The organism is Cupriavidus sp. 10L45, from assembly GCF_056395225.1.
Map to the genome: position 1 here is coordinate 413,232 of NZ_JBFTJC010000005.1, position 24,597 is coordinate 437,828.

Genomic DNA, 24,597 nt, shown 5'->3' on the forward strand with positions numbered 1-24,597 from the left:
CACCGCGAGACACCTGAGCCGGCACCGCCGGCCATCCGGATTCCCCCCCATCGCCGCGCGCGCCTGGAATGAGGCAGCGAGTGGCTCCCGCTTCTGCATCACGACGCCCAATCGCCCGCCCTGGGTTAGAATTCGCCCCACCTTCGGCCTTGCGCCGGCCCCCACAAGATGCAGTCAGGAAGTACAAGTGAAAAGTGACGAAAAATCAACGGCTTACGCGGCCGGCGTAGCCAATTTACCCCGCGTGGGGTTTGTCAGCCTGGGCTGTCCGAAAGCGCTCGTGGATTCCGAGCAGATCCTGACCCAGCTGCGTGCCGAAGGCTACGCGATCAGCGGTACCTATAACGATGCCGATCTGGTCGTGGTCAACACCTGCGGCTTCATCGACGAAGCCGTGCAGGAGAGCCTGGACGCCATCGGCGAGGCCCTGACCGAGAACGGCAAGGTCATCGTCACCGGCTGCCTGGGGGCCAAGAAGGATGCGGCCGGGCATGACATCGTCTCGTCGGTACACCCGAAGGTGCTGGCCGTGACCGGCCCGCATGCGCTGGGCGAGGTCATGCAGGCCGTCCACACGCACCTGCCCAAGCCGCACGATCCGTTCACGGACCTCGTGCCGCCGGCCGGCATCAAGCTGACGCCCAAGCACTACGCCTACCTGAAGATCTCCGAGGGCTGCAATCACCGCTGCTCGTTCTGCATCATCCCGTCGATGCGGGGCGATCTGGTATCGCGTCCGGTGGCGGAAGTGATGCTGGAGGCGGAAAACCTGTTCAAGTCGGGCGTCAAGGAACTGCTGGTGATCTCGCAGGACACCAGCGCCTATGGCGTGGACGTGAAGTACCGCACCGGTTTCTGGAACGGCCGTCCGCTCAAGACCCGCATGACCGAACTGGTCGGCGCGCTGGGCGAGCTGGCCAGCCAGTACGGTGCCTGGGTGCGCCTGCACTACGTGTACCCCTATCCGCACGTGGATGAGATTATTCCGCTGATGTCGCAGGGCAACGTGCTGCCGTACCTGGACGTGCCGCTCCAGCATGCCCACCCGGACGTGCTCAAGCGCATGAAGCGCCCGGCCAATGCCGAAAAGACGCTCGATCGCATCCGCGCCTGGCGCGAGATCTGCCCCGAGCTGACCATCCGCAGCACGTTCATCGCCGGTTTCCCGGGCGAGACCGAGGAAGAGTTCCAGACGCTGCTGGACTTCATCGCCGAAGCCGAACTGGACCGCGTGGGCTGCTTCGCCTACTCGCCCGTGGACGGCGCCACCGCCAACAACCTGCCCGGCGCGCTGCCGGACGCCGTGCGTGAGGAGCGCCGCGCGCGCTTCATGGAAGTGGCCGAGGAAGTTTCCGCACGCCGCCTGCAGCGCAAGGTTGGCCAAACGCTGCGCGTGCTGGTGGACGAAGTGAACCAGGATGGCGGCGTGGGTCGGTCGTCGGCCGATGCGCCCGAGATCGACGGTCTGGTCTATATCGACCCGGCCGCGAAGCCCTCGCAACGCTACAAGACCGGCGACTTCGTCCACGTGAAGATCACCGGTGCCGATGGTCACGACCTGTGGGGTGAAGTGGTCTAAAGATCACTGCCGGGTCCGGGACATTAGGTAAAAGTACGGTCGTTCGTTTTTGGGTGGGCGGGACTATACTGTGCGCCGCAACATGAACTCATGGAGACAAGACATGACGCGTGAAGTGGTGGTTGTCAGCGGTGTGCGCACCGCAGTTGGCACCTTCGGCGGCAGCCTGAAGGACCTGGCCCCGACCGATTTGGGCGCGCTGGTCGTGCGCGAGGCGCTGGCCCGCGCCAATGTGTCCGGCGATGACGTCGGTCACGTGGTATTCGGCAATGTGATCCAGACCGAACCCAAGGACATGTACCTGGGCCGCGTGGCGGCCGTGAACGGCGGGGTGTCGATCAACGCCCCCGCGCTGACCGTGAACCGTCTCTGCGGCTCGGGCCTGCAGGCCATCATCAGCGCCGCCCAGACCATTCTGCTCGGCGATGCCGACGTGGCCATCGGCGGTGGCGCGGAGAGCATGAGCCGCGCGCCGTACCTGGCGCCGATGGCGCGTTGGGGCGCGCGCATGGGCGATGCCAAGCTCGTCGACATGATGCTCGGCGCGCTGCACGACCCGTTCCACGCCATCCACATGGGCGTGACGGCCGAGAACGTGGCCAAGGAGTACGACATCTCGCGCGCCCAGCAGGACGAGGCTGCGCTGGAGTCGCACCGCCGCGCGTCCGCCGCCATCAAGGCCGGCCATTTCAAGGACCAAATCGTTCCCGTCACGCTGAAGTCGCGCAAGGGCGATGTCGTGTTCGACACCGACGAGCACGTGCGCCACGACGCCACCATCGACGACATGACCAAGCTCAAGCCGGTCTTCGTCAAGGAAAACGGCACGGTGACGGCTGGCAATGCGTCCGGCCTGAACGACGCGGCCGCCGCCGTGGTGCTGATGGAGCGCGCCGAAGCCGAGCGCCGCGGCCTGAAGCCGCTGGCGCGCCTGGTGTCCTACGGCCATGCCGGTGTGGACCCGAAGACCATGGGTATCGGCCCGGTGCCGGCCACCAGGATCGCGCTCGAACGCGCCGGCCTGACGGTCAAGGATCTCGATGTGATCGAGGCCAACGAAGCCTTCGCCGCCCAGGCGTGCGCGGTGACCAAGGCGCTCGGCCTCGATCCGGCCAAGGTCAACCCGAACGGCTCGGGCATCTCGCTGGGCCATCCGATCGGTGCCACCGGCGCACTGATCACCGTCAAGGCCGTGCACGAACTGCAACGCGTGCAGGGCCGCTATGCGCTCGTGACGATGTGCATTGGCGGTGGCCAGGGCATTGCTGCTATCTTTGAGCGTATCTGAGTCCTGATCCGGGGTTTGCCTTGCTGCGTCCGATGCCTTTCCGCCTGACCGTTGTGGCCGCGTTTGCGGTGTTCGTCCCGCTGGCCGCCCAGGCGGCTGGCGGCGAGTCGTTGTCGACGGGTGGGCAGGGCAGTCTCGGCATCAATGACGCGATCCGCGCTGGGGAAGCCCGGCGCGGGACGTCGTTGTCTTCGGGCCCGGTCGGCTCGCTGGCGCCGCGCTCCGAGTACGCGAAGTTCCCGGTCTACGTCGGCAACGTCGGCGACAAACAAGTGCGGCTGCGCGTGGGCGCCAAGACCGACACCCGCGACAGCCTGCAGGGCGAATACGCGTCCGGCGACGGCAAGGGCGGTGTGCGCCTGCTGTCCGGCGAATGGAACGAAGGCGCCTTCCTGATGGAAGAGTCCGATGACGGCACGCGTGTCTCGGGCAACTGGGAAGGCCGTATCGACCAGAATGGCGCGGTGAGCGGCACCTGGACCGACGCCTTCAACCCGGCCATCGTGCTGCCGTTCTTCATCCGCCCGCTCGGCGGTTATCTCGTCATTCCGCCGTTCGACATGCGGCCCAGCAGCGGCGTCACCTACGCGCCGCTCGTGCCGAAATCCTCGATCTCGATCGGCAACTCGCGCTGACATCGGCGTGGTGGCCCCTCGGCCACCCCGGCATTTGCTGGTAAGCTCGGACGTCTGATCCGACCTCCCGCAAAACGAGGAACTCGCCGTGTCCGACCATTCCCAATCCGACGCCTCCCGCTATCTCCAGACGCTCGCCGTCCAGCCCGAACTCGATATCGCGCCGGGCTTTGATTCGTTTTCCACGCCGACCTATCGCGGCTCGACCGTGGTCTTCCGCAATCTGGACGAATTGCGCGCCTATGGCGACCCCACCAAGACGTACTGGCGCTACGGCCTGCACGCCACGCCCACCAGCGAGGCGCTGTGCCAGCAACTCGCCCAGATCGAAGGAGGCCGGCAGACCCTGCTGCTGCCGTCTGGCATGGGCGCCATCTCGCTGGTCTATTTCGCGTTCCTGAAGTCGGGCGACGATGTGCTCGTGCCGGACAACGTCTACGGCCCCAATCGCGACCATGGCGAGTGGCTGGCCCGCGAATTCGGCGTGAGCGTGCGCTACTACCATCCGATGGCGGGTGCCAGTATCGCCTCGATGATCCAGCCGAACACCAAGCTGATCTGGCTCGAGTCGCCGGGCTCGGTGACGATGGAGGTGCCCGATACCGAGGCCATCGTCGCAGCGGCCAAGGCGCGCGGCGTGCTGACGGCCATCGACAACACATGGTCGGCGGGGGTCTACTTCCAGCCGTTCGCGAAGGGCATCGACGTCTCGGTGCAGGCGCTGACCAAGTACCAGTCGGGCGGCAGCGACGTGCTGATGGGCGCCGTGATCACGGCCGACGAATCGCTCCACAACCGCCTCAAGCGCACGCGCATGGTGATGGGCTGGGGCGTGTCCGCCGATGACTGCTTCCTGGTCCTGCGCGGCATGGCGAGCATGCCGGTGCGGCTGGCCGCGCACGACCGCGCCGCACGCGAGATTGCCGAATGGCTGACCAAGCGGCCCGAGGTGACCCGCGTGCTGCATCCCGCGCTGCCCGATTGCCCCGGCCATGCCGAATGGCGGCGTGACTTCACCGGCGCGAGCGGGCTGTTCTCGATCATCCTGCACAGCCGTTTTGGGCGCGAGCAGGTGGATGCCTTCGTCGAGGCGCTGAAGCTGTATGCGATTGGCTGGTCGTGGGGCGGGGCGCACAGCCTGGCCGTGCCGTACCACGTGGAGGGCATGCGCCCGGCGGGCACGTGGCCGCCGGCTGGCTGGGAAAATGCGGGGGAGCTGGTGCGGCTCTACATCGGCCTGGAAGATTCACGCGATCTGATCGCGGACCTGAAACAGGCGATGGAAAAGCACCTGCGCTGAAGAGGGAAGCAGAAGGCGTCCCTCCCCGAGGGGGAGAGACGCCGGCACATCAGGACGCGTCGGCCTTGCGCAGGGCCGGCTGCGCGGCTTGCTCGGACGTAGCCGGGCGCAGCGCCCAGACCGATTCCGCCGGGCCGTTGTGCGCGCGCCGCTGGGTGGCGCGGGCCAGCACCACATAGCCCACTGCCAGCGCGATGGCGCCGATATCGAAGCCCGCCACACCCCAGCGCCCGTGCAGGGCGGCCACGACGAAGTGGTCGCCGGTCAGCAGGGCATTGGCGAGCGGCACAGTCAGCGAGGCCAGCGCCGCCACATAGAGCAGCTCGACGGCCGCCCGCACCGGCGGACGCACCAGCGACCAGCCCACCGCCAGCAGGAACACCGGCCAGAACACATAGCTCACGGCGCGCTCAGGCCACAGCAGCGCGGCCGGGAAGCACAGCGCCACGCCGATACAGGTGCCGATGCACACGCCCACGGTGGCCTGCGCCAGCAGTCGATGCACGCGCGGCTGCTCGGCCTGGCGCGTCTTGCGGCGCGACTCGATCCACAGCAGGTTGCCCGAATAGAACAGGAACGCGCCCGCCAGACCGGCCAGCAGGTACAAGATCCGCACGGGCAGGTTGCCGTAGGTGCCGTAGTGCAGCGCGAAGACGCCGCTATACAGCGTGTGATTGGTGTCGCGCGCGCCGGGGGTCTGGTTGGCGATCAGCTTGCCCGCGTTCGGCTCGTTGGCCGCCGCGTGGATGCCCACCGAGCCGCCATTGCCGAGCGCGCGCTCGCTGTCGCCACGGACTTCCGCCACGGCATTGGCATCGCCATAGCGCTGGAAGCGGATGGCTTCCGGCGTGAAGCGTTCGCCGCCATGCTCGCGCGCGATGGCCAGCAGTTGCGCCGCCGGCATGGTCGGCGAAGGCCGTCCGGCCGCCGTCATTTCCGGCGTGGCCGCAATCGCGGTGGGCACCTGCTCGAACAGCTTGCCGTTGAAGGTGAGCGCGTTGAACACCATCACCATGACCAGCGACAGGCACAGGAACGCGCCCGTGACCGCGAACACCATGTGGAACGGCAGGCTGAACAGGCCGATCACGTTGTGCGCGTCCATCCAGAACCGCTTCAGGTTGCGGCCCGGCCGCACCGCGAAGAGGTCCTTCTTGAGGCGCGGCAGGTGCAGTAGCACGCCGGACACCAGCGCCAGCCCGTACAGCACCGAGATCACGCCCATGAAGTAGGTGCCGTTCTGGCCCAGGCCGAGCGAGTAGTGCAGGGAGTTCAGGAACGCCGACAGCTCGCCGGTCACGTGGTCGAGCGAGGTGTTGCGCTGCGCGGCGGCGTCGCCGTTCAGCGCCGTGCCATTGATGGTGTGCCACGCACCGGCCTTGTCCTGCCAGTAGGCGTTGAAATCGGGCTCTTCCTTGCTCGGCAGGGCCACGTAGACGCTGGCGGCGGCATCCGGATGCACGGCCACCAGCTTCTGGACGAAGGCGTCGACGGCCGGGCCCTCCACGTGGACCTCGGTGGCGTGACGGCCTTCCAGGCGGGCCGGGTTCTGCCAGATGTGCAGCTCGTGGTGGAAGATCGTGATGGCGCCGGCGAAGAAGGCGATGAAGAGCGCCCAGCCGGCCATCAGGCCGACCCAGGTATGCAGCGTCTGGTAAAGGCGCAGGGTATTGGGTTTCATGGAGAGGTCCTCACGACCCGGCCAGCGCGGACGCGGCGGGCATGGTGTTCGTCAGGCGCAGCGCCCACAGGAGGCCGAAGCAGATCAGGTTGGCGCCCCCCAGCCAGAGCCACGCGGCCATGCTGGTGCGGAACAGCAGGCTCAGGCTGATCAGCGTGACCCAGGCGACGAAGCTGAGCAGCACTGCGGCGACCACGCCGCCATGCCAGCCGCCCGGCAGCCAGAGGATGCCCAGCGTGCACAGCGCGAGGGCCAGGGGCAGGCCCAGCAGTGTCCCGGCAAGCCATTTCGTGCCCATCATGCTGCGCTCCCTTCCCGGCGGGCCAGCCCGCGACGGTGGTGGACCCACGTGCCGATGAACGGCCACAGGGACAGGCTGCAGGTCAGCGAGACCAGCGTGGCGGCGATGGCCACGGGCCAGCCTTCGGGCACGCTCATGGTCCAGGCGCTGGCGACCGTCAGCAACAGGCCGAGCCAACCCAGCAGCCGGGGCGGCAGGGGCGCGCGGCCTTCACCGTCGGCGGAGACAAACAGAACCTGGTTCGGCGCAGCGAGGTACAAGCACGCAGCCGCCGCCAGTCCTAGCAATACAGCGAACGCTTGCATGCGGGCAACATCGGAATGGTTGGAACTCCGAATAATAATGATTCGTATTTGTTTTCACAAGGAAATCAATACGTTGCGGTACATTTCGGCGGCCGAACGGGGGTGGAGAACTAGGGGAAATGCGATGCGGGCGCCGCCCGGAGCCAATCTCCGGGCGGGCTGGGGGGGCGGAGATTTAGTGCGGGAAGAGGTTCAGCAGGCCGTCCAGGCCGACGTGGTTGAACGCCACGCTGGCCTGCGCGCGCACCACCGGCTTGGCCCGGAAGGCGACGGAAAGGCCGGCCACGGCCATCATCTTCAGATCGTTCGAGCCGTCGCCCATGACGATGGCCTGCGACACATCGGCGCCGATCTGCGCGCAGACCTCGCGCACCGTACGTGCCTTGACGTCCGCATTGACGATTTCGCCGACGACTTCGCCGGTGAGCTTGCCATCGACAATCTCCAGCGTGTTCGCGCGCGTGAAGTCCAGCTTCAGGCGCGGCTTGAGCTGGTCGGTGAAATGGACGAAGCCGCCCGACACCAGCAGCGTGCGCATGCCCAGCGCCTGCACGGTCTGCAGCATCCGCTCGGCACCCGGGGACAGGCGCAGGCGCTCCGCGTAGACGCGGTCGAGTACGCTGGCATCCAGCCCCTTCAGCAGGGCCACGCGGCGCCGCAGGCTTTCATTGAAATCGGTGATCTCGCCGCGCATGGCGGCTTCCGTGATCGCCGAAACCTCGGCCTTCAGCCCGCAAAAGTCCGCAATTTCGTCGATGCACTCGATCGTGATCAACGTCGAGTCCATGTCCATGGCCACCAGCCGGAAGTCCGAGAGCTTGCGCCCGGCCGGCACCACGGCCCAGTCGATGCCGCGTGGGCCGCAGGCTTCGTCCAGCGCCTTGTGCAGTGCGGGCGTCAGCGGGGCGCAGTCATCGGCGGCCGCGACGTTGGCCGCACGCAGCGTGAAGGCCGAAGCGTCGGCGATGGGGCGGATGGCGTCGAGATCGGCGGGCGACAGCGGGGACAGGCTCTGGAGAATCAGGGGCATGACGGCAGGGGGAAGTCGGGGCGGGGCGCGCAAAGCGAGGAAGGCGATATTGTAAGCGCACCGCCCTCCTGCTCAAACGCTCAAGCAGCTCAGGCGGCCACGCGCAGGCTGTCCACCACCTTGTGCAGGAAGGCTTCGCAGGCTTCCAGTTGGTCGAGGGCGACAAACTCGTCCGGCTTGTGGGCTTGCTGGATGTCGCCGGGGCCGCAGACCACGGCCGGGATGCCGGCGCGCTGGAACAGGCCGGCCTCGGTGCCATAGGCCACCTTGTTGGTGTCCCGGTCAGCGGTCAGTGCGCGCACCAGTTGCGTGATGGCGTCGGCCTCGGCAGCGTCGAGCGACGGCGCAGCGGCAATCTTCGCCAGCGTCAGCCCCGCGTCGGCATGTTCGGCGCGCATCTTCGGCAGCAGCACGCCATTCGCATATTCCTGAATCCGCGCGAAGATCGCCTCGGGATCCACGCCCGGCAGGTTGCGGAACTCGAACACGAACTCGCACAGCGCCGGAATGGTGTTCAGCGCGATGCCGCCCTGGATCGTGCCGGTGGAGGCGGTCGTGAACGGCACGTCGAAGGCTTGATCGTACGGGCCGTTGGCCTTGAATTCATCGGCGATGTCGCGGATGAAGCAGATCAGCCGCGCCGCGTATTCGATGGCGTTCACGCCATTCGGCGTCAGCGACGAATGCGCGGCCTGACCCTTCACGCAGCAACGGTAGGCGTTGATGCCCTTGTGCGCGACGATCACGCGCATGCTGGTCGGCTCGCCGACGATGCAGCCGCCCGGCCGCACGCCACGGTCTCGCAATTCGGCCAGAAGATACGGCGCGCCCATGCAGCCGATTTCCTCGTCGAACGACAGCGCGTAGTGCACCGGCTCGCGTAGCCTGGCCTCCAGGATGGTCGGCAGCAGCGCCAGGCTGGTGCCGATGAAGCCCTTCATGTCGCAGGTGCCCCGGCCATAGAGCTTGCCGTCGCGGATCACCGGCTTGAACGGGTCGGTGGTCCAGTTCTGGCCGTCCACCGGCACCACGTCAGTGTGGCCGGACAGCACGATGCCGCCATCGGTGGCGCCATTGGCCGCCGGCACGGTCACGAACAGGTTGGCTTTGTCGCCCTGCGGGTTGTAGCTCAGGTGCGGCCGCAGCCCCTTGGCCAGGAAGTGGTCGCGCACGGCCTCGATCAGGCCGAGATTCGAATGGCGCGACGTGGTGTCGTACGACACCAGCCGCTCGGTCCAGTCGAGCGCACTGCCGCGCGGCTTGGCTGCGGTGGCGGAAGATTGGGCATTGGCGTGGGCAGGCATGGGGCGGAAAGATGATTGATTCGTCAAGGATGCGATGCTACACCGTCACGCCAGTTGCCGCAGCGTGTGCTTGATGGTCTGGGCGCGCACGGCCACATCGGGCATCTTGGCCTCGATGCGCAGCTTGTCCTGCCCGGCCAGCTTGATATGGCGGTTCTTTTGCACGAGGTCGATGATGCGGATGGCGTCGATCGGCGGGTTCGGCACGAACTGCATGCTGATGGTGGCCTCGCCCGCATCGATCTTGCGCACGCCCAGCGGCACGGCGGCGATACGCAGCCGGTGCGTCTCCACCAGCGCCTGCGCCTGCGGCGGCAGGCGGCCGAAGCGGTCGATCAGCTCTTCCTGGATGTTGTCCACGCTCTCGGCCGTCTCGCAGTTGGCCAGCCGCTTGTAGAGCGACAGCCGTTCGTGCACATCGGCGCAATAGTCGTTCGGCAGCAGCGCCGGCGTGCCGAGGTTGATCTCGGTGGTCACTTGCAGCGGGGCCATCAGGTCCGGCTCCTTGCCGGCCTTGAGCGCCTTCACGGCGGCGTTGAGCATGTCCGTATAAAGCTGGAAGCCGATTTCGTGGATTTCGCCCGATTGCTTGTCGCCCAGCACCTCGCCGGCGCCACGGATTTCCAGGTCGTGCATGGCGAGGTAGAAGCCGGAGCCGAGTTCCTCCATCTGCTGGATGGCCTCGAGCCGGCGCTGCGCCAGCTTGGTCAGGCCATCGACATCATGGACCAGCATGTACGCGTAGGCCTGATGGTGCGAGCGACCCACGCGGCCCCGCAGCTGGTGCAGCTGGGCCAGGCCGAACTTGTCGGCGCGGTGGATCAGGATGGTGTTGGCGGTCGGCACGTCGATGCCGGTCTCGATGATCGTCGTGCAGAGCAGGATGTTGTCGCGCCGCGCCACGAAATCGCGCATCACGCGCTCCAGCTCGCGCTCGTGCATCTGGCCATGGGCCACGGCGATACGCGCCTCGGGCACCAGTTCCATCAGCCGGGCGCGCTTGTTCTCGATGGTCTCGACCTCGTTATGGAGGAAGTAGACCTGCCCGCCGCGCTTCAGCTCGCGCAGGATGGCCTCGCGGATCACGCCGTCTTCCTCGCGTCGCACGAAGGTCTTGATCGCCAGCCGCTTCTGCGGCGCCGTGGCGATGACCGAGAAGTCGCGCAGGCCCTCCAGCGCCATGCCCAGCGTGCGTGGGATGGGGGTGGCGGTGAGCGTCAGCACGTCCACCTCGGCGCGAAGTGTCTTGAGCGCCTCTTTTTGGCGCACGCCGAAGCGGTGTTCCTCGTCGATGATGACCAGGCCCAGGCGCTGGAACTTCACGTCGTCCGAGAGCAGCTTGTGCGTGCCGATGACGATATCGACGGTGCCCTCGTTAATCTGCTTGATGGCCGCGTCGATCTCCTTCTTGGTCTTGAAGCGCGACAGCTCCACGATGCGCACCGGCCATTCCGCGAAACGGTCGGACAACGTCTGGAAGTGCTGCTCCGCCAGCAGCGTGGTCGGCGCGAGCATGGCCACCTGCTTGCCGCCGAGCACGGCCACGAAGGCGGCGCGCAGGGCCACCTCGGTCTTGCCGAAGCCCACGTCGCCGCAGACCAGTCGGTCCATTGGCTTGCCGGAGGTCATGTCGGCGATCACAGCCGAAATGGCGGCGGCCTGATCGGGGGTTTCCTCGAAACCGAAGCTTTCGGCGAAGGTCTCGTAGTCCTTGGGCTGGAGTGGGAAGGCAAAGCCCTGGCGCAAGGCGCGGCGTGCGTACAGGTTCAGCAGCTCGGCGGCGGTGTCGCGGATCTGCTGCGCGGCGCGGCGCTTGGCCTTGTCCCACTGGCCGGAGCCGAGGTGGTGCAGCGGCGCGGATTCCGGATCGGCGCCCGAGTAGCGCGAGATCACATGCAACTGGTGCACGGGCACGTACAGCTTGCTGCCCTTGTCGTAGTCCAGGTGCAGGAATTCCTCCTCGCCCTGGCCCAGGTCCATCGTCACCAGCCCCTGATAGCGGCCGATGCCATGCTCGCTATGCACCACGGGGTCGCCGATCTTCAGTTCGGCGAGGTCGCGCACCATCGAATCGACGGCGCTGGCCTGTTCCTGCTTGCGGCGGCCCGTGCGGCGCGCGGTGCCGGCGTAGAGCTCGGCCTCAGTCACGAAGGCCAGTTGCGCCTGCGGCAGCGCAAAGCCGCTCTGCAGCGGCGCCACGGCGATCGAGAAGTGCGCGTCACCGGCCAGATAGGCGGCGAAGTCGTCCACTGGCTGCGGACGCAGGCCGCTTTCGGCGAAGAGTTGCATCAGCGTCTCGCGCCGGCCAGCGGAGTCGGCGCACATCAGCACGCGCGTGGCCTTGTTCAGCAGCAGGGCCTCGAGGTTGACCAGCGGGTCTTCGGCGCGGCGGTTGACCGAGACATCGGGCAGGGCAGCCGAGAACGGTGCCTGCTCGGCCGTGGCCTCGCGCTGCAGCACCACGCGCGCCAGCGGCTTGGCGGCTACGAAGAACTGCTCCTCGGACAGGAACAGGTCCGCCGGCGGCAGCAGCGGGCGTTCGCGGTCGTGCCGCATGAAGGTGTAGCGCTGGGTGGTATCGGCCCAGAAACGGCGGATGGCCTCGTCGATATTGCCCGCGAACGCCAGTTGCGTGCCGGCGGGCAGGTAATCGAACAGGCTGGCGCTTTCCTCGAAGAACAGCGGCAGGTAGTACTCGATGCCGGCGGACGGCACGCCGTTGCCAATGTCCTTGTAGATCGGCGATTTGGTCGGATCTCCCTCGAACACCTCGCGCCAGCGGCCCCGGAAGGCGGTGCGGGCGGTTTCGTCGAGCGGGAACTCGCGCCCGGGCAGCAGGCGCACTTCCTTCACCGGGTACAGGCTGCGCTGGGTGTCGGGGTCGAAGGCACGGATGGTCTCGATCTCATCCCCGAACAGGTCGATCCGGTACGGCAGGGCCGAGCCCATCGGGAAGAGGTCGATCAGCCCGCCCCGTACGCTGTACTCGCCGGGGCGCATGACCGCGCTGACGTGCTCGTAGCCGGCCAGTGTGAACTGGGCCTTGAGCGCGTTTTCGTCGAGTTTCTCGCCCTGCTTGAAGAAGAAGGTGTACGCGGCCAGGAAGGCCGGCGGCGCCAGCCGGTACAGCGCGGTGGAGGCGGGCACCAGCATCACGTCGCACTGGCCGGTCTGGATGTCGTGCAGCGTGGCCAGCCGCTCGGATACCAGGTCCTGGTGGGGCGAGAAGCTGTCGTAGGGCAGCGTTTCCCAGTCCGGCAGCAGCCGCACACGCAGTTCGGGCGCGAACCACGGGATTTCCTCGGCCAGGCGCTGGGCGTCGGTGGCGTTGGCGCACATCACTGCCAGCATCGGCAGGGCGCCCTTGTGTTGGCGCGCGTAGGCGGCTACCAGCAGGGCGTCGGCGGAGCCGGTCAGGCCGGCCACCGCGTGACGCATGCCGGGCTTGACCAGCGACAGGTTGGCGAAGGATGTGACAGCGTGGATGTCAGGCATTGGCAGCAAGGGCGATCGAAACGACAGCGCCCCGCCGGCAGCGCGGGCGGGGGTTGGCCATGATAGTCCGGCCCCGGAAGGGATCTCCGTGGCGGTGGACAAGGGCCGTATTATAGAATGCGCACCGGCCGGTCCGCCGCCCGTCTTATTCCTACTTCGCCCCGCTACCCTGTGTCTGCTCGCCGCTTCGCCCTGATTCCCTGTGCCGGTACCGGCAGCCGCGCCGGCGGCCACGTCGCCAAGCAATACCAGACCGTGGCCGGCCGCCCGATGATCTGGCACGCGCTGGCCGCCTTTTCCGCCTGTGAGCGCATCAGCGCCACCGCGCTGGTGCTGGCGCCGGACGATATGCCGCTGGAATCGCGCTTCGGCGCGGAGGCGTTCGCGGGGCTGCGCTTCGATACCGCCTTCGTGGGCGGCGACACGCGCCACGCCTCGGTGCTGGCCGGCCTGCATCACCTGGCCCAGCTCGGCGCCACGGACAGCGACTGGGTGCTCGTGCACGATGCCGCCCGCCCAGGACTGACGCCGGCCATGATCGACACGCTGATCCGCGCCGTGGAGGCCGACGACGAGGCCGATGCGGCCATCGGCGGCATTCTGGCGGTGCCGGTGCCCGATACGCTCAAGCGGGCGGACGAAGGCACCCAGGTTGGCGTGCGGATTGGCGCCACCGTGCCGCGCGAAGGGCTCTGGCAGGCCCAGACCCCGCAGATGTTCCGCGTAGGCGTGTTGCGCCAGGCGTTGCAGGAGGCGCTGGCCGCCGGCGCCGTGGTCACCGACGAGGCGAGCGCCATCGAGCGCCTGGGCCTGCATCCGCGCCTGGTCAACGGCTCGCTGCGCAATTTCAAGGTCACCTACCCCGAGGATTTCGCGCTGGCGGACATCCTGCTCGCGCCGGCAGCCCCGCTGGCTGACCGTTAAGCATTTTTCAGAGGAGTCGCATTGAATCCGTTCGATATCCGCATTGGCCAGGGCTATGACGTGCACGCCCTGGTGCCGGGCCGCAAGCTGATCCTGGGTGGCGTGGACATTCCGCATGACCGTGGCCTGCTCGGCCATTCCGATGCCGACGCGCTGCTGCACGCCGTGACCGACGCGCTGTTCGGTGCCGCCGCATTGGGCGACATCGGCCGGCATTTTCCCGACACGGACCCGAATTTCGCCGGTGCCGACAGTCGCGTGCTGTTGCGCGAGGCGGCCCGGCGGGTGCGCGAGGCCGGCTACGAGATCGGCAACGTGGATGCCACGGTCATCGCACAAAAGCCAAAACTGGCGCCGCATATCGGCGGCATGGTGGCGAATCTCGCGGAAGACCTCGGCCTGCCCGTCACGCGTTGCAACGTGAAGGCGAAGACCAATGAGAAGCTGGGGTTCGAAGGGCGCGAAGAGGGCATCGTCGCGCAGGCCGCGGTGCTGATCTACCGCAAGGCTGGCGACGTTCAGGATTGAAGCAACTGCGCGATCAGACAGTCAGACCGGGGGTGGCGACGGTAGCGGCGCTTCCTCGGGCAGGATCGCGAAGGTGTAGTCGTTCAGGCGCGCCATGGCGCCGCTGCGTGCGCCGGCTTCGGTCCGTTTCTGGAAGCCCATCTGCTGGCACAGTTTGTTGGCGGAGGCCATCTCGGGCATGGTCCGCACCACCAGCGCACTGGCGCCGATATCGCGCGCCCGCTGGATGCAGATCTGCATCAGCCGATGTCCCAGCCCCTGGCCACGCGCCTGCGGGCTGACCGACAGCAGCCGTGCCTCGGGCTGCGTCAGCGTCACGGTGCTGTCGTCCAGGGCGGGCAGCGTGGCGCCCGGATGGCAGAACAGCACGGCACCGCTGATGCCGTGGTCGCTCTCGGCGACCCACCATTCCATGTCGGGATTGTCCTTTGCGGCCAGCACGGACTGCATGCCGCGCTGGAACGATGCGCGGCAATCTTCCATGATCGCAAGCTCATACTGCCCATAGGCTTGCTGCGTGACCGCTGCGATGTCGCCCCAGTCGTACGCCGCCGCCAGGCGGAAGCGAAAACGGGGGGAGGTATGCGAAGGCAAGGTACTCATGGCCTCTGTATCCGTGTCCTTGCGTGGATTGTAGGCCGGTCGCGGCACAAGTGCATGGTTCCCGATCGCCCGTTTGCGTGTCAGACAACATGCCGCCCAGCGTATTGACATCGTCTTGACATCAGGCTTTCGCGCTGGGGCGAAAAAAAACCTGCCGCCCCTTGCGGTGGCGGCAGGTTTTCCTGACCAGGCGGGCAATGCCTGCCCGGCAAGCCTTATTCTGCGGCGATCACGTTGGCGGCAGCCCCGATCACGGCGGCGATGCGGCCCACGTCGCGCAGTTGCTGCGCGCTCATGCCTTGCTCGGTCTTCAGCAACTGATAGTGCGACTTCACGCAGAAGTGGCACTTGCCGATGATCGACGCGGCCAGTGCGTACATCTCGAAGCGGCGCTTGTCCACGCCACCATGGGTAGCGTAGGCGTTCATGCGCAGTCCGGCGGGCTGGCTCGACAGGTCCGGGTCCTCGGCCATCTCGATGTACGGATACCAGACATTGTTCATGCCCATCAGCGCGGCAGCCGTCTGCGCAGCGGTGACTTCCTCCGGCGACAGCACGTTCGCATTGCGGATGGCATCGACGATGATCTTGCTCTTGGCGGCGAAGGCGGCGGCGAGTGCCACGCCCACGGCGTCATTGCCTTCCAGCGACGAGCGCGCGATCGTGCCATCCACATTCAGGCGGATGTCCTTCGCGTAGTCGGGAATGAGGTTCTTAATCGTGCTGAGGAATTCCATTTATTTCTCCTATCGTCCAGGGCTCAAAAAACCCGCATTTGCGGGCTTTGACGCGGAAGCGCCGGTTTGGCCACTTCCGCGCGCGCCGGTCCGCCCGGGGAGGGCGGTTGGCAGGTCAAACAAATTACAGCGTGGCGCCGCCGACAGCGCGGTTGCACGGGCACAGCTCGTCCGTTTGCAGGCCGTCCAGAATACGCAGGACTTCGTCCGGGCTACGGCCGACGTTCAGGTTGTTCACCGACACGTGTTGGATCACGTTGTCCGGATCGACGATGAACGTAGCGCGCAGGGCCACGCCGGCAGCCTTGTCACGCACGCCCAGCTGGTCCACCAGCGAGCCGGTCACGTCGGCGAATTGCCACTGGTTCAGCTTGTTCAGGTCCTTGTGTTCGCGGCGCCATGCCAGCTTCACGAACTCGTTGTCGGTCGAGCCGCCCAGCACGATCGCGTCGCGATCAGCGAAGTCGTCGTTCAGCTTGGCGAAGGCGACGATTTCGGTCGGGCACACGAAGGTGAAGTCCTTCGGGTAGAAGTAGATGATCTTCCACTTGCCTTCGAAGGACTTCTCGGTGATGTCTTCGAAAGCCGACTGGCCATTCTCTTCGTGGTTGTTGAAACCCGGCTTCACGCCAACGATTTGGAACGATTCGATCTTGTCACCAACGGTCTTCATCAACTTCTCCTGATACGGTTGAACAGAGTAACGCACGCGACACGCCGGGCGGGGTGGGGCAGCACGGGGCTGCAGAACGCCACGATACGGCATCGCAACAAAGCCAGATTATGACCTGTCCGATACGCGCAGGGCCAATTGATTGTCTCAAAGAGACCGATAGGCATCGGCCTTTCCCTGCACGGCGCGCGCCAAAGACGAACGGTGAGTATGCCATGTGCGGACGCACATGACGAAAGCCGCCACAAAAGTTTCATCTTGTGGCGGCGATCGGGTCGGGGCCGCATCAGGCCACGCGTATCAGGCGGTGCGCAGGGCGCCCTGCAGGCGGCGGGTGCGGAAGATGACCAGCGTGGCCACCAGGCCACAGGCGGCGGCGAACGTCAGCCACAGGCCCGGCGCGGCCTTGTTGCCGGTTTCGTGGATCAGGTAGGTGGCGATGGCGGGCGTGAAGCCGCCGAACAGCGCCGTGGCCAGGCTGTAGGCGAGCGAGAAGCCCGCCGTGCGCACCGCCGGCGGCATGATCTCGGCCAGCGTGACGACCATCGCGCCGTTGTAGCTGCCGTACAGGAAGGAGAGCCACAGCTCCACCATCAGCAGGCGGCCGAAGGACGGCTCGGCCACCAGCCAGGACACGGCCGGGTAGGCGGTCAGCAGGGTGGCGATGGTGAAGATCACCAGCAGCGGCTTGCGTCCCACGCGGTCGGAGACGGCGCCCATCAGCGGCAGCCAGATGAAGTTGGAAAGGCCGACGCACATCGTCACGATGAGGTTGTCCACGTCGCCGAGCTTGAGCACGGTCTTGCCGAAGGTGGGCGTGTAGGCGGTGATCATGTAGAACGACACCGTGGTCATCACCACCATCATGCAGCCCGCGAGGATGATGCCCCAGTTGTCGAGCATCGAGCGGTAGATCTCGCGCATGGTGGGCTGGTGCTTGCGGGTGCGGAAGGCTTCGGTTTCCTCCAGCGAGCGGCGGATCATGAACAGGAATGGCACGATCAGGCAGCCGATCAGGAACGGCACGCGCCAGCCCCAGCTATCCATCTGTTCCGGCGCCAGCGTGGCGTGCAGGATCACACCCATTAGCCCGGCAAAGATCACCGCCACCTGCTGGCTGGCCGACTGCCACGCCACATAGAAGCCTTTCTGGCCCGGCTTGGCGATCTCGGACAGGTAGACCGATACCCCGCCCAGCTCCACGCCGGCCGAGAACCCTTGCAGCAGCCGGCCCGCCAGCACCAGCAGCGGCGCGGCCACCCCGATCGAGGCATAGCCGGGCACCAGCGCAATCAGCAGCGTGCCCATCGCCATCAGGATTAGCGTGAGAATCAGGCCCTTGCGGCGGCCATGGTGGTCGATATAGGCGCCAAGAATGATGGCGCCGAGCGGACGCATCAGGAAGCCGGCGCCGAAGGTGGCCAGCGAGAGCATCAGCGAGGCGAATTCGTTGCCGCTGGGGAAGAACGTACGGGCGATGGCGGCGGCGTAGAAGCCGTACACCATGAAATCGTACATTTCGAGGAAGTTGCCGCTGACGACGCGGAACACGGTACGGGCGCTGTGCTGGGAAGCCGGCGCGGAGGCGGTGCTGGACATGGCTGTCTCTCGGTCAGCGCCGGTGCGGCCGGCGACATGTTGTGGGATCGCAATGGCCGCCAGTGTGCGCCGCGGGGCTGTCAATGCCCTGTCAACCGCCTTTCAATCTGCTATCAAATGCTGTCGAAAACCTGTCAGTGCCCGCGCGGGGTGGCGCCTCATGCGCGCCGGAAGCAGGCGCGCACCACCAGCCCGGACTTGGGTGGCGGCCGATTGGCGAGCACCAGCCGCCCGCCGTTGCGCTGGAGGATGCGGTTGACGATGGACATGCCCAGCCCTGCGCCCTTTGCCTCGCTGCGCGCGCTGTCGAGCCGGTAGAACGGCCGGGTCAGCAGGGAGAGCTGGGCGTCGGGCACGCCCGGACCGTTGTCGGCCACGGTCAGCACGGCGTCCTTGTCATCGAGCCGGGTGGAGATCTCCACCTCGGCCATGCCGCTTTCCTCGTCCTTGGCGTAGCGGCGCGCGTTCTCGACCAGGTTGTCCAGGATGCGCTGGATCTCCATGCGGTTGGCCACCGCCATGACCGGGCCGTTGGCGCGCACGTGCACGCGCACATCGTCGTGCGCGGCATAGACGCCCACGGCGTCCTGGACCAGCGCGGAGAGATCCACCGGCTCCACCATTTCCTGGCCGGGCCGGGCGTAGTTGAGGAACTGGCCGATGATGGCGTCCATCTGCTCGATGTCGGCGATCATGGCGTCGCGCGTGATGTTGTCCACCGGCGACATCTCGGTCTCGAGCCGCAGCCGGGTGAGCGGGGTGCGCAGGTCGTGGGAGATGCCGGCCAGCATGACCACGCGGTCGTCGTCGAGCTGGCGCAGGTCCCGCACCATCTGGTTGAAGCTGCGGTTGGCCTGGGCCACCTCGCTGGCGCCATGCTCGCGCAGCGGCGGCGGGTCGCCGCCGGTGCCGATCTGGCGCGCCGCGTTGGCCAGGCGCTTGAGCGGGTAGTTCACGCGCGCCGTGATAAAGGCCGCGCCGATGATCGACAGCAGCAGCGCGGCGATACTCCACCACAGCCACTGGATGCCCGGCACGCGCTCGAAGCGCTCCGGGCTGATGGCGACCCAGTAATCGTCCCCCTCGATCTCGAAGCTGACCCACACGCCCGGAATGTCATTGACGGTGGTGGCGAGCACGGTGTCCTCGCCCAGCCGCCCGCGAATCTCCTGCTGCACCAGCTGGGTCAGGAACGGGTTGGCCGTGGGCGCGGCGAAGTCGTCGTCCTTCTCGCGCGGATAGACCTTGATGCCTTCGTTCTGCACGAGGTCGAGCAGCAGGAAGCGCCGCCGCGCCGGGTCGGAATAGAGCAGGGCCGCGCGCGTGAGCTTGACCACGCTGACCACCTGCATGGCGATCTGCTGGGCGCGCGGTGCGCGTTCGAAGAGCCGGTAGCTCTGGAACCAGATACCCAGCGAGATCGCCAGCAACAGGGCGATCAGCATGAAGGTGCGCCAGAACAGCGAACCAAAGAACCGCGTTGCGGTACGGCCGAGAGCGGTCGCCACGATGCTGACTGCGGACGAACCGGGACTACTTCACGCCATCGGGAATGAAGACGTAGCCCAGGCCCCAGACCGTCTGGATGAAGCGGGGGTTGCCCGGGTCCGGTTCGATGAGCTTGCGTAGGCGCGAGATCTGCACGTCCAGGCTGCGGTCGAACACTTCGTATTCGCGGCCGCGGGCCATTTCCATGAGCTTCTCGCGCGAGAGCGGCTGGCGCGGATGCCGCGCGAACACCTTGAGCACCGAGAATTCGCCCGTGGTGAGCGTGATTTCCTCGTCGTTCTTGGTCAGCGTGCGGGTGGCCAGGTTCAGCACGAAATCGCCGAAGGCGAAGGTTTCGGGCGTCTCGGACGGGGCGCCCGGTACCTCGGCGGGGCCCTTGCGGCGCAGCACGGCGTGAATGCGCGCGATCAGCTCGCGCGGGTTGAAAGGCTTGGGCAGGTAGTCATCGGCGCCCATTTCCAGGCCGACGATGCGATCGACGTCCTCGCCCTTGGCGGTCAGCATGATGATCGGGGTCTGATCGTTGGCACCGCGCAGGCGGCGGCAGATGGACAGGCCATCCTCGCCCGGCATCATCAGGTCCAGCACCAGCAGGTCAAACCGCTCGCGCAGCCAGAGCTTGTTCATGGCGGTGGCGTTTTCCGCCACCAGTACCGTGAACCCCTGCTCGCCAAGGTAGCGGCGCAGCAGGTCGCGCAATCGCGGGTCGTCGTCCACGACGAGAATCTTGTGGCTGGTATTTTCCATGGCGGTATCTTAGCGACTTACGCTTTCGCTCAAAATGGCTTAACAAAACGTTACATACTTTACCCTGTGGTATGGCGGCGTGCATCTTTTGTGCAATTACACTCCGCAAACCGTAGCCCGACGCCGATTTGGCGCGACGGGCATTCACGGTGACCAAGGGGCGTCCCATCTCTCTGACGAAGGCGTTGGCATAGTGCCTGCGTCGTCCTCCCCGCGGATGTGCGACCACGGTCAAGACCGCCATTATCCAATGAAAGTGAAGCAAAACCGGCACGGACAAACCCTGCAACGCACGGCGTGCGTGCGGGCGGCTTGCCATGCCGGCGCGGCCATGCTCATCGTACTGCTGCCGGCGCTCGCGCAGGCGCAGTCGGCGGGCATGGCCCAGTTACTCCGCCCTGCCCAGCCGGGCCACGCCAGCGGTGGCGCACCTACCCCCGCCGTGCCGGGCAAGCCGGGCGGCGGTGAGCGCCTGGACCAGCGCGAGGCCCGCACCCGCGCCGAAAAGTACCGCACGGAGCGCGACATGGCCGACCGCGCCGGCCGCCAGGGCCCACCGGGCGGGCATCCCAAACTCTCGCCCGACGAGCGCAAGACGCTGCGCAAGAATCTCCAGGATCTCGGCCGCGAGATGTACGAAGGCGGCTGACCGCCCTCCCTATCAGTCCTGCGGTCGGAAATGTCGCAGGAAATCCACGAATACCTCGGCCGCCAGCTGCGCATCTTCCACGGTGATGGTTTCCAGCGGGTTGTGGCTGATGCCGCCATTGCCGCAGCGCACGAACAGCATCGCCACGTCGGTCATGCGTTGCATCATCATCGCGTCATGCCCGGCGCCGGACGGCAGCTCGAACGCCTCCAGACCGCGCTTGCGCAGCACCGCGCCGAACTGATCCATCAGCCAGCGCGCGCACGGCGCGTTGTTCACCGGCGTCACTCGTTCGACGGTGGCGGTCAGGCCACGGCGCGCCGCGATCCGCTCGATGCCCATCACGATGTCGGTGATGGCGGCTTCGCGGATGCCGTCCTCGCCGGCGCGGATGTCCATCGAGAACACACACGCGGCCGGAATCACATTGCTGGAGCCGTTCGGCACCTGAAGCTGGCCCACCGTGCCGACCAGCGTCGGCACCTGCGCGCAGCGCGACTCCACCAGCAGGATCATCTCGGCGGCGCCGGTGGCGGCGTCGCGCCGCATGTCCATCGGCGTGGTGCCGGCGTGGCTGGCCAGCCCCTCCACCCGCACCTGGAAGCGGCTGCTGCCTGCGATCTGCGTGACGATGCCGAGCGCCAGGTCGCGGTTCAGCAGCACCGGGCCCTGTTCGATATGCACTTCGACGAACCCTGCCAGCGTGGCCGGATCGACCGCCGCGGCGCGCAGGGCGTCCAGGCTGCCGGCGCCGGGCAGGCCGGACTGGGCCAGCGCCTCGCGCATGGTCACCCCGTCCGGGTCCGCGCGGTCCAGCAGGGCCGGGTCGAAGCGGCCCGCCAGCACGCTGCTTGCCAGGAAGCTGGTCTTGAAGCGCAGCCCTTCCTCCTCGGCGAAGCCGACGATCTCGAAGTGATACGGCAGCCGGATGCCCGCCGCATGGAGTGCGCCCACCACCGCAATCGGCAGCAGGATGCCCAGCCGCCCGTCATACCGCCCGCCGTTGCGCACGGTGTCGAAATGAGAGCCGGTCATCAGCACCTTCGGCGCAGCCACGGCCGGATCGGCGGCATACCGCCCAATCACATTGCCGATGGCGTCCACGCGCACCGCCATGCCGGCTTCCTCCATCCACTGCACCAGTTGCGCCTGTGCCCGGCGATGCGCCGGCGTAAGGAACGCGCAGGTCAGCCCGTCCTCCATGTCGGAGTGGGCGGCGAGCGCGGCGGCGCGGTCGAGGATGGATTGGCCGAGCGAGGCGAGTACGGTAGTCATGGTGCGGATCGGGGTCGGGTCGGGATCAGTTCGGTTCGATTCGGTTCGATGGCGGTCAGCGGTTGCGCAGCCAGGTCTTCCAGGCGATCCACAGCATGCGCATCGGCGTCAGGGCGATGCGCTGCGTCAGCACCTGGAACTGGCTGGCCTCGATCTCGTCGAGCTGGGCATGGGAGATGGCGGCCATCACCAGCGCGGCGCGCTGGGCGCGGCGGTCCTGGCGCGGCAGTAGCGCCAGCGCCTCGCGGTACAGCGTGCGGGCCACCTCGGCCTGCTCGCGCATCAGGGCCACGAAGCGTTCGGAGTAGCGCGATTGCAGGATGTCGGCCGCTGGTACCTCGTGGCGCTGGAGCGTGTCCACCGGCAGGTAGATGCGGCCCTGGCGGGCATCCTCGCCCACATCACGGACGATGGTCGCGCGCTGCATCGACAGGCCCAGCTGGCGGGCGAAGTCCAGCGTGCGCGGATCGGAAAACCCCAGCACCCGGGCCGACAGCACGCCCACGGCACCGCCCGCGCACTGGCAGTAGCGTTTCAAACCGGCTTCGTCGAGGTAGCGGGTCTGGGTCAGATCCATTTCCATGCCGTCCAGCATTTCAGAAAATTCGGATTGCGGCAGGCCGCACGGCGCAATATGGGGCTGCAGGGCCTGCGTGACCGGATGTGACGGTTGACCGTCATAGAGGCGGCGCAGTTCGCCGCGCCACCAGTCCAGCCGCTGGTGGGCTACGCCGGCGTCGTGGCTCTCGTCGATGATGGCCTCCAGCTCGCGGCGGAAGGCGTACAGCGCCGTGATGGCGCGGCGGCGTTCGGTCGGGAGGAACAGGAAGCTGTAGTAGGGGAGGGAGCCGCCCGGGGCGGCCTTGTCCTGGCAATACTGATCGGGCGTCACGCCAATCTCTTTTTAATGCGGTCTGTGGGGCGATACGGACCGGCGCAGCGGGTCCGCGAAAGCGGCAAATTGTAACATCGCCCCCCGTCCACCCCGTGTCCGCCATTCGCGCCAAGTTTCGGCCCATTCGTCGCCCGGCGTTTGACGCACTCGGAGCCGCTCGTTATATTACTGACCGGCCAGTTATTAATTCCCCGGCAGGCACCCGCAGAAGGGTCCGCCGCGAGACGCTTTCCCCAATTGGCTGTCCCCCCGCACTCTCCAGCTTGTTCCGACGTTCCACCGACTCAAGACGCTTAACCCATGCCAGTGCCTTATGCCAGGCCGGATGTTGCGGCCGCCGACGTTGATGTTTCCCCGATGCCCGCCCGGACCCGCCGGACGCCGATGGTCGCCCTGCTGACCGTGGCGACGCTGGCGATCCTGGCCGGGCTGTCCGGCTGCGGGAAGAAGGCGGAGCCGGTGGAGGCCGTGCGGCCCGTGCGGCTGTTGCAATTGCATTCGGGTGCCGGGAAGACCGCATTCGAGTTTTCGGGCGAGGTACGGCCGCGCGTGGAGTCGCGCCTGGGCTTCCGGGTGCCCGGCAAGATTTCGGCCCGTCTGGTGGACGTAGGCGCCAGCGTCAGGAAGGGCCAGCCGCTGGCCCGCCTGGACCCGACCGACTTGGCGCTGGCCGAAGCCTCCGCGCGTGCCCAGTTCGATGCCGCCAAGACCGACCGCGATCTGGCCGACTCCGACCTGAAGCGCTACAAGGAGCTGGCCGCCAAGAATTTCATCAGTGCCGCCGAGCTGCACCGGCGCCAGGCCACCTACGATTCCGCCGCCTCGCGGCTGGAGCAGGCGCAGGCCAATCTCCGCAACCAGAGCAACCAGACCGGCTACGCCGTGCTCGCCGCCGATGCGGACGGCGTGGTGACGGCCGTCGATGCCGAGGTCGGCCAGGTGGTCACGGCGGGGCAGTCGGTGATCCGCGTGGCGCAGATCGCCGAGAAGGAGGTCGCCATCGGCCTCCCCGAGGATCAGGTGGACATGCTGCGCGGCATCTCCGACGTCACCGTGCGCACCTGGGCCGAGCCGGACCGCGCGCTGCCGGGCCGCGTGCGCGAGATCTCGGGCGCCGCCGATCCGGTCACCCGTACCTACCCGACGCGCGTCAGCGTGCCCAATCCGCCCGCCGACCTGCGCTTCGGCATGACCGCCGTGGTCACCTTTACCCGCACCGGCGAGTCCGCCGCCATCCGCATCCCGCTGACCGCGCTGCTGCAGGACCGCGGCACCAATCAGGTGTGGATCTACCAGGGCGCGGCCAGTGGCGGCACGGGCACGGTCAAGCCGGTGCCGGTGACGCTGGGCGACCCGCAGGGCAATGAAATCGAGGTGCGCCAGGGGCTGGCGCCGGGCCAGACCATCGTCACGGCCGGCGTGCACCTGCTGCAGCCGGGCCAGAAGGTCAAGCCGATGCAGAGCGCCACGTCCGCCCAGCCTGCCCAGTCGGCCCAGCCGGCCTCCAATCCGGGCGCCGCCGCCGGCAGCAAGGGCTGAT

General features: G+C 67.1%; 22 protein-coding genes. 8 read left to right on the forward strand and 14 right to left on the reverse strand.

Going from position 1 to position 24,597, the window contains the following annotated elements:
- The first annotated feature begins 187 nt into the window (after positions 1–187).
- The 4 genes from rimO to AC1DFU_RS12010 all read left to right on the forward strand — a co-directional run bounded on the left by rimO (position 188) and on the right by AC1DFU_RS12010 (position 4,802).
- Positions 188–1,579: a 30S ribosomal protein S12 methylthiotransferase RimO gene (rimO, locus tag AC1DFU_RS11995; protein WP_441591145.1), complete on the forward strand. Its 1,392-nt coding sequence runs from the start codon at positions 188–190 to the stop codon at positions 1,577–1,579.
- Positions 1,580–1,682: 103 nt separating this feature from the next.
- On the forward strand, positions 1,683–2,867 hold the full coding sequence (bktB, locus tag AC1DFU_RS12000) for a beta-ketothiolase BktB (protein ID WP_441591144.1): 1,185 nt from the start codon (positions 1,683–1,685) through the stop codon (positions 2,865–2,867).
- 32 nt (positions 2,868–2,899) lie between these two features.
- Positions 2,900–3,502, forward strand: a complete 603-nt coding sequence (locus AC1DFU_RS12005; RefSeq protein ID WP_092292944.1) for a hypothetical protein — start codon at positions 2,900–2,902, stop codon at positions 3,500–3,502.
- An 88-nt stretch (positions 3,503–3,590) separates the two neighbouring features.
- Positions 3,591–4,802: a cystathionine beta-lyase gene (locus AC1DFU_RS12010; protein WP_092292946.1), complete on the forward strand. Its 1,212-nt coding sequence runs from the start codon at positions 3,591–3,593 to the stop codon at positions 4,800–4,802.
- Positions 4,803–4,851: 49 nt separating this feature from the next.
- On the opposite strand, the gene AC1DFU_RS12015 is transcribed toward AC1DFU_RS12010, so the two are convergent.
- The 6 genes from AC1DFU_RS12015 to mfd all read right to left on the reverse strand — a co-directional run bounded on the left by AC1DFU_RS12015 (position 4,852) and on the right by mfd (position 12,918).
- On the reverse strand, positions 4,852–6,483 hold the full coding sequence (locus AC1DFU_RS12015; RefSeq protein WP_441591143.1) for a PepSY-associated TM helix domain-containing protein: 1,632 nt from the start codon (positions 6,481–6,483) through the stop codon (positions 4,852–4,854).
- 10 nt (positions 6,484–6,493) lie between these two features.
- Positions 6,494–6,784: a hypothetical protein gene (locus AC1DFU_RS12020; protein WP_441591142.1), complete on the reverse strand. Its 291-nt coding sequence runs from the start codon at positions 6,782–6,784 to the stop codon at positions 6,494–6,496.
- On the reverse strand, positions 6,781–7,089 hold the full coding sequence (locus AC1DFU_RS12025; RefSeq protein WP_441591141.1) for a hypothetical protein: 309 nt from the start codon (positions 7,087–7,089) through the stop codon (positions 6,781–6,783). Before AC1DFU_RS12025 ends, AC1DFU_RS12020 begins: the two co-directional genes overlap by 4 nt.
- Before the next feature lie 175 nt (positions 7,090–7,264).
- Positions 7,265–8,119 carry a phosphoserine phosphatase SerB gene (gene serB / locus AC1DFU_RS12030; RefSeq protein ID WP_441591140.1) on the reverse strand — a complete coding sequence of 285 codons (855 nt, stop codon included), beginning with the start codon at positions 8,117–8,119 and terminating at the stop codon, positions 7,265–7,267.
- Between the two features lie 89 nt (positions 8,120–8,208).
- Positions 8,209–9,423 (reverse strand): acetylornithine deacetylase, encoded by a 1,215-nt coding sequence (gene argE, locus AC1DFU_RS12035; protein WP_441591139.1) that lies wholly within the window; start codon positions 9,421–9,423, stop codon positions 8,209–8,211.
- A gap of 45 nt (positions 9,424–9,468) precedes the next feature.
- Positions 9,469–12,918, reverse strand: a complete 3,450-nt coding sequence (gene mfd / locus AC1DFU_RS12040; RefSeq protein ID WP_441591138.1) for a transcription-repair coupling factor — start codon at positions 12,916–12,918, stop codon at positions 9,469–9,471.
- Between the two features lie 171 nt (positions 12,919–13,089).
- On the opposite strand from mfd, the gene ispD reads away from it, so the two are divergent.
- Positions 13,090–13,842: a 2-C-methyl-D-erythritol 4-phosphate cytidylyltransferase gene (ispD, locus tag AC1DFU_RS12045; RefSeq protein WP_143093869.1), complete on the forward strand. Its 753-nt coding sequence runs from the start codon at positions 13,090–13,092 to the stop codon at positions 13,840–13,842.
- Positions 13,843–13,863: 21 nt separating this feature from the next.
- Positions 13,864–14,370, forward strand: a complete 507-nt coding sequence (gene ispF / locus AC1DFU_RS12050; RefSeq protein ID WP_092292957.1) for a 2-C-methyl-D-erythritol 2,4-cyclodiphosphate synthase — start codon at positions 13,864–13,866, stop codon at positions 14,368–14,370.
- Positions 14,371–14,391: 21 nt separating this feature from the next.
- Here ispF and AC1DFU_RS12055 read toward each other — a convergent pair whose 3' ends face one another.
- The 6 genes from AC1DFU_RS12055 to ompR form a co-directional block, all read right to left on the reverse strand.
- A complete protein-coding gene (locus tag AC1DFU_RS12055; RefSeq protein ID WP_092292959.1) occupies positions 14,392–14,973 on the reverse strand; it encodes a GNAT family N-acetyltransferase in 582 nt (193 codons plus the stop codon).
- Positions 14,974–15,188: 215 nt separating this feature from the next.
- The gene (locus AC1DFU_RS12060) at positions 15,189–15,710 is read right to left on the reverse strand and encodes a carboxymuconolactone decarboxylase family protein (protein WP_092292961.1); all 522 of its coding nucleotides are present in this window, start codon (positions 15,708–15,710) and stop codon (positions 15,189–15,191) included.
- 124 nt (positions 15,711–15,834) lie between these two features.
- Complete coding sequence (locus tag AC1DFU_RS12065) at positions 15,835–16,383, reverse strand: peroxiredoxin (protein ID WP_092292963.1); 549 nt, start codon at positions 16,381–16,383, stop codon at positions 15,835–15,837.
- Positions 16,384–16,683: 300 nt separating this feature from the next.
- Entirely contained in the window at positions 16,684–17,982 is a 1,299-nt protein-coding gene (tcuC, locus tag AC1DFU_RS12070; protein WP_092292965.1) for an MFS transporter, read from the reverse strand.
- A gap of 158 nt (positions 17,983–18,140) precedes the next feature.
- Entirely contained in the window at positions 18,141–19,490 is a 1,350-nt protein-coding gene (locus AC1DFU_RS12075) for an ATP-binding protein (protein ID WP_092292967.1), read from the reverse strand.
- Between the two features lie 25 nt (positions 19,491–19,515).
- Positions 19,516–20,238, reverse strand: a complete 723-nt coding sequence (gene ompR / locus AC1DFU_RS12080) for an osmolarity response regulator transcription factor OmpR (protein WP_006576352.1) — start codon at positions 20,236–20,238, stop codon at positions 19,516–19,518.
- A 331-nt stretch (positions 20,239–20,569) separates the two neighbouring features.
- Here ompR and AC1DFU_RS12085 point away from each other — a divergent pair, with 331 nt between their 5' ends.
- Positions 20,570–20,887: a hypothetical protein gene (locus AC1DFU_RS12085; RefSeq protein ID WP_441591137.1), complete on the forward strand. Its 318-nt coding sequence runs from the start codon at positions 20,570–20,572 to the stop codon at positions 20,885–20,887.
- A gap of 12 nt (positions 20,888–20,899) precedes the next feature.
- On the opposite strand, the gene AC1DFU_RS12090 is transcribed toward AC1DFU_RS12085, so the two are convergent.
- Together AC1DFU_RS12090 and hpnD are read right to left on the reverse strand one after the other, a co-directional pair.
- A complete protein-coding gene (locus tag AC1DFU_RS12090; RefSeq protein WP_092292971.1) occupies positions 20,900–22,162 on the reverse strand; it encodes a Zn-dependent hydrolase in 1,263 nt (420 codons plus the stop codon).
- A 55-nt stretch (positions 22,163–22,217) separates the two neighbouring features.
- The gene (gene hpnD / locus AC1DFU_RS12095) at positions 22,218–23,054 is read right to left on the reverse strand and encodes a presqualene diphosphate synthase HpnD (RefSeq protein ID WP_441591136.1); all 837 of its coding nucleotides are present in this window, start codon (positions 23,052–23,054) and stop codon (positions 22,218–22,220) included.
- Positions 23,055–23,357: 303 nt separating this feature from the next.
- Between hpnD and AC1DFU_RS12100 the strand changes: the two genes are divergently transcribed.
- On the forward strand, positions 23,358–24,596 hold the full coding sequence (locus AC1DFU_RS12100; RefSeq protein ID WP_441591135.1) for an efflux RND transporter periplasmic adaptor subunit: 1,239 nt from the start codon (positions 23,358–23,360) through the stop codon (positions 24,594–24,596).
- Position 24,597: the final 1 nt, after the last annotated feature.